Annotated in this window: 13 protein-coding genes; 2 read left to right on the top strand and 11 right to left on the bottom strand. The window is 47.1% G+C overall.

Annotation, left to right across the window (positions count from 1 at the left end; genetic code table 11):
- Positions 1-382: hypothetical protein (locus tag QZX97_RS10180; protein ID WP_295664624.1), on the top strand; the 382-nt coding region annotated here is incomplete at its 5' end.
- 411 nt (positions 383-793) lie between these two features.
- On the opposite strand, the gene QZX97_RS10175 is transcribed toward QZX97_RS10180, so the two are convergent.
- The 10 genes from QZX97_RS10175 to gap form a co-directional block, all read right to left on the bottom strand.
- Positions 794-1,204, bottom strand: coding sequence for a hypothetical protein (locus tag QZX97_RS10175; protein ID WP_295648172.1), 411 nt, complete (start codon positions 1,202-1,204; stop codon positions 794-796).
- The gene (locus QZX97_RS19095) at positions 1,185-1,376 is read right to left on the bottom strand and encodes a hypothetical protein (RefSeq protein ID WP_363152308.1); all 192 of its coding nucleotides are present in this window, start codon (positions 1,374-1,376) and stop codon (positions 1,185-1,187) included. Before QZX97_RS19095 ends, QZX97_RS10175 begins: the two co-directional genes overlap by 20 nt.
- Positions 1,377-1,418: 42 nt before the next feature.
- Positions 1,419-1,781 (bottom strand): hypothetical protein, encoded by a 363-nt coding sequence (locus QZX97_RS10165; protein ID WP_295648176.1) that lies wholly within the window; start codon positions 1,779-1,781, stop codon positions 1,419-1,421.
- Positions 1,782-2,015: 234 nt separating this feature from the next.
- Positions 2,016-2,441, bottom strand: a complete 426-nt coding sequence (locus QZX97_RS10160; protein WP_295648179.1) for a hypothetical protein — start codon at positions 2,439-2,441, stop codon at positions 2,016-2,018.
- A gap of 292 nt (positions 2,442-2,733) precedes the next feature.
- Positions 2,734-3,150, bottom strand: coding sequence for a hypothetical protein (locus tag QZX97_RS10155; protein ID WP_295648182.1), 417 nt, complete (start codon positions 3,148-3,150; stop codon positions 2,734-2,736).
- A 359-nt stretch (positions 3,151-3,509) separates the two neighbouring features.
- Positions 3,510-5,372 (bottom strand): CocE/NonD family hydrolase, encoded by a 1,863-nt coding sequence (locus QZX97_RS10150; protein ID WP_295648184.1) that lies wholly within the window; start codon positions 5,370-5,372, stop codon positions 3,510-3,512.
- Positions 5,373-5,411: 39 nt separating this feature from the next.
- Positions 5,412-5,768, bottom strand: coding sequence for a DHCW motif cupin fold protein (locus tag QZX97_RS10145; protein WP_295648185.1), 357 nt, complete (start codon positions 5,766-5,768; stop codon positions 5,412-5,414).
- Positions 5,769-5,844: 76 nt separating this feature from the next.
- Entirely contained in the window at positions 5,845-7,035 is a 1,191-nt protein-coding gene (locus QZX97_RS10140) for a phosphoglycerate kinase (protein WP_295648188.1), read from the bottom strand.
- 146 nt (positions 7,036-7,181) lie between these two features.
- Positions 7,182-7,616: a GNAT family N-acetyltransferase gene (locus tag QZX97_RS10135; RefSeq protein WP_295648191.1), complete on the bottom strand. Its 435-nt coding sequence runs from the start codon at positions 7,614-7,616 to the stop codon at positions 7,182-7,184.
- A complete protein-coding gene (gap, locus tag QZX97_RS10130; protein ID WP_295648193.1) occupies positions 7,613-8,608 on the bottom strand; it encodes a type I glyceraldehyde-3-phosphate dehydrogenase in 996 nt (331 codons plus the stop codon). The genes QZX97_RS10135 and gap overlap by 4 nt, the downstream gene beginning before the upstream one ends.
- 93 nt (positions 8,609-8,701) lie before the next feature.
- Between gap and QZX97_RS10125 the strand changes: the two genes are divergently transcribed.
- On the top strand, positions 8,702-10,297 hold the full coding sequence (locus QZX97_RS10125) for a hypothetical protein (RefSeq protein ID WP_295648196.1): 1,596 nt from the start codon (positions 8,702-8,704) through the stop codon (positions 10,295-10,297).
- A 2-nt stretch (positions 10,298-10,299) separates the two neighbouring features.
- Here the strand turns inward: QZX97_RS10125 and QZX97_RS10120 are convergent, their stop codons facing one another.
- Complete coding sequence (locus tag QZX97_RS10120) at positions 10,300-10,437, bottom strand: hypothetical protein (protein ID WP_295648199.1); 138 nt, start codon at positions 10,435-10,437, stop codon at positions 10,300-10,302.
- Between the last annotated feature and the right edge of the window lie 27 nt (positions 10,438-10,464).

The raw sequence follows: 10,464 nt of genomic DNA, 5'->3' as shown, positions 1-10,464 counted from the left end.
GGTTGACCGGACGGAAACGGCTGAAGATATTGCTTTTGAAGCGGAGCACGGGCAAACCCGGCCCAGTGCGGCTTTTACCCAAGAGGTAAGCGACGAATTGTATGCACAATTGCTGGAGCGTGATGGGGACAAGATGAGGGCTGCGGGTTGGTATATGGGGGAGACTGTGGTTGAGAAGTCGGAGGACGGAAGTCAGATGTCGGAGGTCAGAAGTTGGAGGACGGCGGTCAGAGTTCTGATGATGACGGGGTTTTTTCGGTTGTTGGTGATCCCGATAGCTATCGGGACACCAACAACGGCGTGGGTGATGTGGAGGATGGAAGCCCTGAGTGTGAAGTCGGGAGTTCCTGCCTGTCCGGCAGGCGGGCTGAGTCTGAAATAGCTGTGGCGGATAGTGATAGCGGGCTACCTGTCGCCGTGAAGGACACACCCCTCCGCCTCCCGAATGAAGGTCGGGACAGGCTCTCTCAAGAGGGGAACTCTATAGAATTGAACCAGGATTTGAGCGATGAAAAAATTCTTACTTTTTCCCCCCCGCAGCAAAGTAGCGGTAGCAGTGAAAAGTTGCAGGTTGATGTTGATGGGGAAAAGATCCCTACATTTTCCCCCCGTGCGAAGACTGAGTCAAGAGCCGAGAGTCAGGAGTCAAGAGTTCCTATTGCGATATAACTTTGCTCATGTAGTGCTGAACGAATAATGACCGCGAAAATATTCATACGCTTAGACCCCTTTTGTAGTAATAGATGGGCTCGAGGAATATTTATGAACGGGTTTAATTATTAATTATATTGAACTAAGCAGCAGGTTTTTTGGGCAGCAGCTTATCGTGAATGATGAAGATGACGATGAACAGCAGGGGCGATATCAAAAACTCCTGCAGGGTGTTGGCTACGTCGCGTATTTGGGATGAGGCGCCGCCCACACTCCAGTCGTACACACCAATGATGATGAGCAACAGGGTGGCCACCAGGTAAATAACATTCCACAGGCTAATGACCCAGCCTTCCATATATTTTTTGAGGGTGTAAATGCCGATACCATATACCATGAGCACCGAAACGAAACGGGTTAAATGGCGAACCTTGCGGGGGATGTCGTTATAATAGCTTACATCGACCAGGAAGACGTTGTAAAGCGAGTAAACCAATACGATGGCGGCAAAACCCGCGATGATGTATACGCGTTTATTGATCGGCTTTGACATGGAGGGTTACTTTGTTTGAATAGAACAGCCACAAAGTTATGATAAATGCATAGACCACAAATGCGAAAATATAGTGATGGGCAAACTCGGAATATTGCGGGTAGTAAATGATGAGGTAGGATATCCCCGCACAGCGGGCCACGTTAACGATGTAGATGGCTATAACACCCAATACGGTGTACCAAACGCGGCGGTTTAAGGTTGATGGGAGCAGTCAAAGGAAAGCGACGTACAACACTATCAATTCGAGGCCGTTGCAGGCATCTTCAACGTTGCCTACGGGCTGGCCCTGGAACATGATGGTTTGCTGGTGTATGGTGCCCGATTCGTTTAGGGTTGAATAATCGCGCGCGTTGGCTACGGAGGTATAATCATGTGAGCCGGTAGTCCAGTTTAAGGCGGAGGCGCTCATGGCGCCCACGCTGTAGGTAAGCGGTCCGTCGAGTATGCGGGCCGGGGCTAAAAAGCAGAGGTAAAGCACTTTCCAGGCAACCAGCACAATGAGGCCCCTAAGCAAAAACTGCCTTACGGCTTTGGGTACCTGGTTCCATTTGGTTAAATAGGTTTGCGCTAACATAGTGGGTATGCTTTAATGCTTAAATTATTTAGGGGGTCATCATTTTAAATAAATGATAATTTAACGTTAAAAATAGGAAAAATATTTGAGTGTTGGCATTTAAAGCTGTATAAACTATATGTGGCATATTATTTTACGTTATAATGGATATTGGAGTTGCAATAATTAAGACAAAAAAAAGGACGAACCATGATAGTTCGCCCTTCCATAAATCACCAAATTATTATGTTCAATTTAAGAAAATTGCGGTTTGAGTTTTTTGTTTTGGTTGAGCAGAACCTTGATGCCGATAGCAATAGCGGCAATCATTAAAAAGATAAGGCCCGAGTTGATAGGGTAATTGGGGGCATAGGTAAAAGTACCATTGTTGTATTCGAACCATAAGCCAAAAATGTTATAGTATTGCCCATTAACGTAACCTGCGTTTAATGATGAGCCTGAAGCATTTGCCATTTGCGATGTGTTACCTGTGATATAAGGAGAAACTACATTTGTGCCGACGTCGCCAACAGTAGCGTTACCGTAAGTAGGCGCACCTACAGATAAGTTTACAGGTGCAATGCTTAAATCAACCGGGGGCAATTTAGCCATGGCCGATGATGCAGTGAACAAGCTTAGGATTACAAGTACTGATGCGATGGATAGTTTTAAATTTTTCATGATGATGATTGTTTATTGATTGCCCCAACGGGTTTTGTTTTTTAATTACACTGTTTTGATACAGGTAATTACAATTGGCATGCCTGTTTTGGCACGGGGGCAATAATCATAAAAAAATGCCCTTAATAAGCAATTAAGGGCATTTAAAAAAAAGTGGGTGATTTATGATTTTCTACTTTTTGGAATTTTTTACATTAAATAGAAGAAAAACGCAAAAAAAGCAAGGGCAGACCACATGGTCCGCCCTCGTATAATTGATGAAAAGAACTAAAGCTAACGAATACTCAAATTATCAAACAGATAGCTTAAGTTTTTTGTTTTGTTTGGAGATTACCTTAACGCCTATGGCTACACCGGCTATCAATAAAAAGATAAGGCCCGAGTTGATAGGATAGTTTGGGGCATAGGTCCAGTTACCGTTGTTGTATTGGAACCAAAAGCCAAAAAAGTTATAGTACTGACCATTTACGAAACTGTCCATCGAGCTACCGCTTGCGTTGGCCATTTGCGAAGTGTTGCCGGTAATGTAAGGCGAAATGTTAGTATTAACGGTACCTACGGTTGTGTTACCATATGTAGGCGCGTCAACAGACAGGTTAACAGGTGCAATGCTCAAGTCGACCGGTGGTAGTTTAGCGAAAGCCGTTGATGCGGTCAATACGCTAAACAGTACAAGTACTGATGTGATAGATAGTTTTAGTGTTTTCATTTTATGTTTAAATTTTATTGAGGGTACTTATTTAGTTCCTTTTACGGTGATGGTTTTTGTTTTGTTTCATGTTTTGTAAAAAAAATTCAAAATGCTATTGAATCACACAGGTATAAAAATCAGTGATTGAAAAAAAATGCGTTTTCCGTGTTAAAAACAAGGTTTTTCAGCAAAACAAAAAGGAAAGATATTTACTAATAAAAAATAAAATGACGGGTATTTTTCCACATTTAAACATTTTTTCCACAAAAGTGGATATTCAATAGGAATAAGCCCGCCGTAAAATGAATGTTTAGAAGGAACTAAAACACGAAAAACATGACAAACCCGGGCCGTTTAGAGCAACGGCCCGGGCAATATTATTGTATAACGCGCACTTTTAAATAGCTGGCCTGGGTAGCCGACGTATACACGCGATGTGTGGCCTTTTTAAAATCGGCCTCGGTGGCTTTCATAATGTTGACGAAGGTTTGCGGGTTACGGTCCACAAGCGGGAACATGGTGCTTTGCACCTGTACCATAATACGGTGGCCCTTTTTAAAGGTGTGCAGCACATCCTGCAGCTCGAAGTTTACCGGGCTTACCTTACCGGGGATGAAAGGAACAGGCTTGCTGATATTTACCCGGTACTTGCCACGCATGGCCTCACTGCGTACCATTTGCTGATAGCCACCCATAAAAACGCCGGGAGCCGTCCATTGGTTGTTCTTTGCAGAGTCGGGATATACGTCGATGACCTTGACCATGAAGTCGGCATCGGTACCGGTGGTTGATACTTTAAGGTTGGCCCAAATATTCCCCGCAAGGGTAACATCGTGGTCAAGCACCTCGGTTTGATAGGTAAGCACATCGGGGCGGGTGGAGGCGAAGCGCTGGTCGGCAGTCATGTACTCGCGTTTCATGTCCATATCAATGCCATTCCAAAAGGGAACGGGTTTGTTGGGGTCGGATATGAACTCGTCGAAGGTGCCAACGGATTTTGGCACTTCAAAGGAAAGTTTGCCTCCCGGAAGGAAGTAGAGGTTCTTTTCGGCTGCTTCAACCGGTGGCCAGGTCTTGTAGCTCTTCCACTGGTTGGTGCCTGTTTCGAACATGGAGGCAGTGGGCAGGTCCATATCGGTGCCTTTGAGGTAATGGCTGAAGAACCTGAACTCAATGTTCTCGCGGTAATAAGGGCCAACTTTCTGACCGAAGTCGACATCGCCCAAATGGTCGCCATCGCCGCGCGACCAGCCGCCGTGCACCCAAGGGCCCATGCAAAAGTAAACCGGGGTTTGCGGGTTGTTCCTTGCGATGGTTTTATAGGTATTGATGGCACCATATAGGTCTTCGGCATCGTACCAGCCGCCGGTAACCAGAACAGGGGTTTTGATATCGGTAAGATGGGTCAGCACGTTACGGTCTTTCCAATGCTGGTCGTAATCGGGGTGATCGAGCATTTCATTCCAAAGGCGGATGGTGTCTTTATAGAACTTGTCGTTGGTGTTGCGCACCGGGCCAAGGTCCATATAGAACTTGTAGCCGTCTTCGGTACCGGCCACAAAACGGCCGCCGCGGCGCTGTGTGGGTGTACCGTCCTGGCGATTGGTAAAGCCGGGATAGAAACTAAAGTTGGCCACGAGGAAGAACGCGCCGTTATGCCAGCCGTCATCGCGCCAAAGGTCGGCCATGGGTGCCTGCGGCGATGCGCAAGCCAATGCCGGATGACGGCTCAGCAGCGAGGCGGTGGTAAAGAAGCCGGGGTATGATATGCCCCACACCCCTACCTTGCCATTGTTGCCGGGTATGTTTTTGATGAGCCAGTCGATGGTGTCGTAGGTATCAGAGCCTTCGTCGGTAACGGTGCTGCCGGGCTTGGTATCTTTTTCGGGGGTCATTTCCTCGAAGATGCCTTCGCTCATGAAGCGGCCGCGCACGTCCTGGTAAACAAAGATGTAGCCATCGTGCACAAACAGCGATGACGGACCGAGGCTGGTTTTGTAGCCAGCGCCGTATGGGGCAACGCTGTAGGGCGTGCGGTCCATCATGATGGGGTATTCCTTCGACTTGTCTTTAGGGACATATACCGAGGTAAAGAGCTTTTTGCCATCGCGCATGGGTATCTGGTACTCGAACTTGACATAGTTGTCTTTAATGTACTGGGCGTCGGGCGCCATGAAGCCTTGCTGGGCGAAAGCAGAGAAGCCCGCAAAAATGATCAATAGGGTCAGTAGTTTACGCATAGTTGAAATGTTTACCCGCTAATGTAGCAAAAAAGAGGCTTATCCGGTAACGTGTTTCAAAAAGTCGCCATCGACGATAAAGAGCTTGACCCCGTTCGTAGAGACGGAGTGGTGGCTGCTCATCTCATCGGACACGACATAGGTATCGCCTTTGGCGAGGGTGAAGGTTTGGCCGTCGCTGAGTTCGGATACAAATTCGCCTTCGAGGCAATGCAGTACGTGGCCTTTTTGGCACCAATGGTCGGCAATGTAACCGGCAGAGTATTCCACAAGGCGAATGCGCAAGCCGGGAAATTGGATGGTTTGCCAGTGGGCAATACCGGTATCGCCTGTATGCTCTGTTTTGGGAATGGATGACCAGTTGACGGTTTGGAATGGGATGTTGTAAGGATCCATTTTAACAGGGTTTGATGTTTAAACAAAAGAGGCTACCTTTTTGGGATAGCCTCAAATATATAACGCATAGAAAGCCTTAATCGTTAATGGCTTTTACGCCCGGCAGTTCTTTACCTTCCATATATTCAAGCAATGCGCCGCCACCGGTTGATACGTAGCTTACGTCATCGGTCAGGCCGAATTTAGCCACCGCAGCTGCCGAATCGCCACCACCGATTAACGAGAAAGCACCGTTTTGGGTTGCTTTTACCACAGCATTTGCAATGGCTTTGGTGCCGATAAGAAACGACTCCATTTCGAACACGCCCATCGGGCCGTTCCAAAGGATGGTTTTTGATGACTCAATTACGGCGCTGAAAGCTTTGATTGTTTCGGGGCCGATATCCAAACCCATCCAATCATCTTTAATAGCATTTGTTGGGGCAACTTCGGTTTTGGCTTCGTTGGAGAAGCTGTCGGCAATGATGGTATCGATTGGCAGATAAAGCTTCACACCTTTGTCTTTAGCCTTTTGTACTAACGAGGTAGCCAGGTCGAGCTTATCCAGCTCTACCAATGATTTGCCAATGGTACCGCCTGCAGCTTTGGCAAAGGTATAAGCCATGCCACCGCCGATGATGAGGTTATCCACCTTGTCGAGCAGGCGTTCGATGAGCAATATCTTGTCGGAAACCTTGGAACCACCCATAATAGCAGTAAAAGGCTTGTCGGCATGGTTCAGTATCTTTTCGGCATTGGCCAATTCGCCTGCCATCAGGTAACCAAAGTATTTGGCATGGGGGAAGAACTGTGCGATGATGGAAGTTGAGGCATGAGCACGGTGGGCAGTACCAAAGGCATCGTTCACATAAACATCGCCCAGTTTGGATAGTTTTTCGGCAAAGGCTACGTCGCCTTTCTCCTCTTCTTTGTAAAAGCGGAGGTTTTCGAGGAGTAATACCTCGCCGGGCTGTAAGGCTTTAGCCTCGTCGATAGCTTGCTGACCGATGCAATCGTCGGCAAATTCAACTTTCTGGCCTAACAGGTCGGCCAGGTGAGGAACAATGTGTTTGAGCGAGTATTTGTTGGTAGGGCCATCTTTTGGCCTGCCTAAGTGCGACATGAGGATGACAGAGCCGCCATCCTTCAATATTTTATTGATGGTTGGTAAGGCCGCTGTTATACGGTTATCGTCGGTTATGTTGAAGTCTTCATCGAGCGGTACGTTAAAATCAACCCTGATGAGGGCTTTGTGTCCGGCGAAACTGATTAGGTCTATTGTTTTCATTGATGGGGTCCAATTGAATTATTTCGCGCCAAATTCCGAAATAAATACTAATTATGGAATTATAATTTGAAAGTAGGAGCCGTTTATGATGAATTTCAATTCCAATGGTGACTTGAGTCACGTCTACAGTAACTGCGGGCCCTTGTTTATTGGATTTTAAGATACATTACGTGATGTGGGCCAATGCCGGGCACGTCAAACTCGTCGGATATGATTTCGAAACCAATGCTTTCGTAAAACCTGAGTGCCTTTTTGCGGGCGTTGCACCACAGGTAATTGGCCTTTTGCCCGCGCAGATAAACGATGCCAAAGTTGAGCAACTGGTTGCCAAAACCTTTGCCGCGATAGGTTTCGAGAGTAGCCATGCCGCGCAGTTGGTAACCAGTACCGGTAAAGTCGGCATAGCTTTCGGGGTGGAATGAGGCGACGCAGGCCAGTTCATCGCCAACAAAGTAGCCAAGATGGAAAGCGCCTTCCAAATCGTCGGTTGGCCAATGGGGTTGCCCCGGACGCATTTTCCCTTCGCGGAGCACGATATTGCGGACGCTGGTTACCGCTTCGGCAGGTATAAATTTAATCATGTGAGTAAGCTGATTTTGTTTACCAAATCGGCCAGGCGATTGGAATAGCCGGTTTCATTATCATACCAGCCTACTACTTTTACCAGTCCGCCAACAACCGATGTGAGTTTGGAATCGAATATACAACTGTGCGGGTTATCCAAAATATCGACCGACACTATTGGGTCCTCGGTATATTCCAGGATGTCTTTCATCCCGTTAAGGGTAGCTTTTTTAAAAGCCGCGTTGATCTCGTCGACAGTGGGTGTAGTTTTGAGACTGCAGGTAAAATCGGTCAGCGAGCCATTCAACACGGGCACGCGTATACCGGCACCACCCAAGCGGCCATTTAAATGGGGGAAGATATTGGTAATGGCTTTTGCAGCGCCGGTGGTTGTTGGTATGATGGACGCTGAAGCGGCACGTGCGCGGCGCAGGTCTTTATGCGGAGCGTCATGCAGGTTTTGGTCGCCGGTCATGGAGTGTACGGTGGTGATGTAACCGTCGACGATGCCCCAGTTATCATCCAATACTTTCACCATAGTCGCTACATTATTGGTGGTACAGGATGCATTAGATAAGACGGGCGATGAGAGATCGATCATACCGTCGTTTACGCCCAACACCACAGTGGGCACGTCCTTGTCTGAAGATGGGGCAGAGATGATGACCTGTTTAGCACCAGCAGTTATATGTTGCGCGGCACCCTGACGGGAAGTGAATTTCCCAGTGGATTCGATCACCAGATCGATATCCATAGCTTTCCACGGAAGTGATACGGGCTCTTTTTCCGCAATAACGCGTATGCAGTGCTTGTTGATAATGAGGTGTTCGGCATCATGTTCGACCGTTCCTTTGAAAGGGCCGTGCACCGAATCATACTTAAACAAATGCGCGAGGGTTTCAGTATCGGTCAGGTCGTTTATGGCAATGACCTTAACCCGCGGGTTTTCGAGCACCGCACGAAGGAACATCCTGCCAATCCTGCCAAAACCGTTTATCGCTATATTCATTTGTATATAATTGAGGGGGGCAAATTTATAAAGAATATGTTTGTAACGGCGTTGCCTATGGTATGCTATTGTAAAATTTGTATATTTATTACGATGAGGAAACTGCTCTATATATGTTGCTTGATTGTTATTGTGGTTATCGGTTTTTTGCGCCGGCATTTTGGCTTATTACATGCCGAAAACCTTGTTGCCGTGCATCCGGTAGTACCCAATCCGATCAAAAACATATTCGGCATCAACTGTTACGAGTGGAACATTTTACAAGACCCCAACAACCTGAACGATGTGAGCAAACCCTACGAGCCCAAAATGGACATCATCAAAACCTTTAGCGGCATACGGCATTATCTGGATTGGAGTAAAATTGAGCCCAAACAAGGCAGCTACACTTTTAATCCGGCCGGCGACGGTAGTTGGAACTACGATGCCATGTACCAGCGTTGCAAAGATGACAGCATCATGGTATTGACTTGCCTGAAAACCTGCCCGCAATGGTTGGTTGATACCTACCCGGTAAACCAGCGCGACAATGAGAATGCGCCCCTACCCTATGGTTGGGACCGCGACGACCCGGCATCATATATTTCACAAGCCAAAGCCGCATTTCAATTTGTAGCCAGATATGGCTATAACAAAACTGTAGACCCTAAGCTGGTAAGCGTAAGCACCAAACCACGATGGACAGGCGATCCGGTGAATGAGCCAAAAATGGGAATGGGCCTTGTTCATTACATTGAGTGCGATAACGAGCGCGATAAATGGTGGAAGGGCAAACAGGCGCAACAAAGTGCCGAAGAATACGCGGCCAATATGTCGGCCTTTTATGATGGCGACAAAGGTAGGATGGGCAAAAACGCGGGGGTTAAAACCGCCGACCCAACCATGCAAGTGGTGATGGGTGGTTTGGCTAAAGCCGATGTAAAGTATGTTGCCGACATGATTGCCTGGTGTAAAGAACACCGTGGTTACAAACGCGATGGCAGCGTTGACCTATGTTTTGATGTGATCAACTTCCATTACTACCCTAACGACAGCCAACAACATTCGGATAAGCAGGCTACACGGGGCATTGCGCCTGAGTTGAGCGATGCGGGCAAGGTAGCCGATGATTTTGTCAAGCTGTCTCAATCACTACCGCAACACCCTGAAGTATGGGTAACCGAGACCGGTTATGATATCCACCCTAAAAGCCCGCAAAGGGCAATTGCAATAGGCGATAAATCGGCACTCACCACACAAGCCGATTGGCTGTTACGGGATGCCCTACTGTTCAACCGACATGGCATCAAGCGGTTGTTTTATTACCAATTGTTTGACGATAATAGCAGCGGGGTACAATATGGCACATCGGGATTGGTGGATGGCAGCACGCTAAAGCGTCGCCCATCTGCCGACTATATTTTGCAGGTAACCAAACTGATGGGCAACTATAGCTATAAACGAACCATCAGCCAAGACCCTTTAGTGGATGAATATGACCTTGGCACAAAGAAGATGTACGTTTTGATGGTACCTGATGAAAAGGGCAGGACTGTTAGCTACCGATTAGATTTGGGAAGCAGCAAGAACGCAGTTGTACATGAACTAAAGCCCGGTCCAATCCAAATGGATAGCCATACACTAAAGACCATAAATGGCAAAACCACCATAGCGGTAACTGAGACACCTGTATTTGTAGAAGGTTTATAAGCTTATCCTTTTTTCCTTGCCGGATTTGATTTGGTTACAAAGTTAGCTTTTGAACTTACCTGGCCGCTTTTACCCGGTTGATTATTGAACTCCCCTTTTTGAGCCGACTTTAAGAAGTCGCTTTTTTTTGGCTTTCCCATACTTGTTTTTTTATAAGGTAACTACTA

Origin of the sequence: uncultured Mucilaginibacter sp. (assembly GCF_903893715.1) — a bacterium.
Classification (GTDB): Bacteria; Bacteroidota; Bacteroidia; order Sphingobacteriales; family Sphingobacteriaceae; genus Mucilaginibacter.
This window is presented reverse-complemented; position numbering and strand designations above follow the sequence as displayed.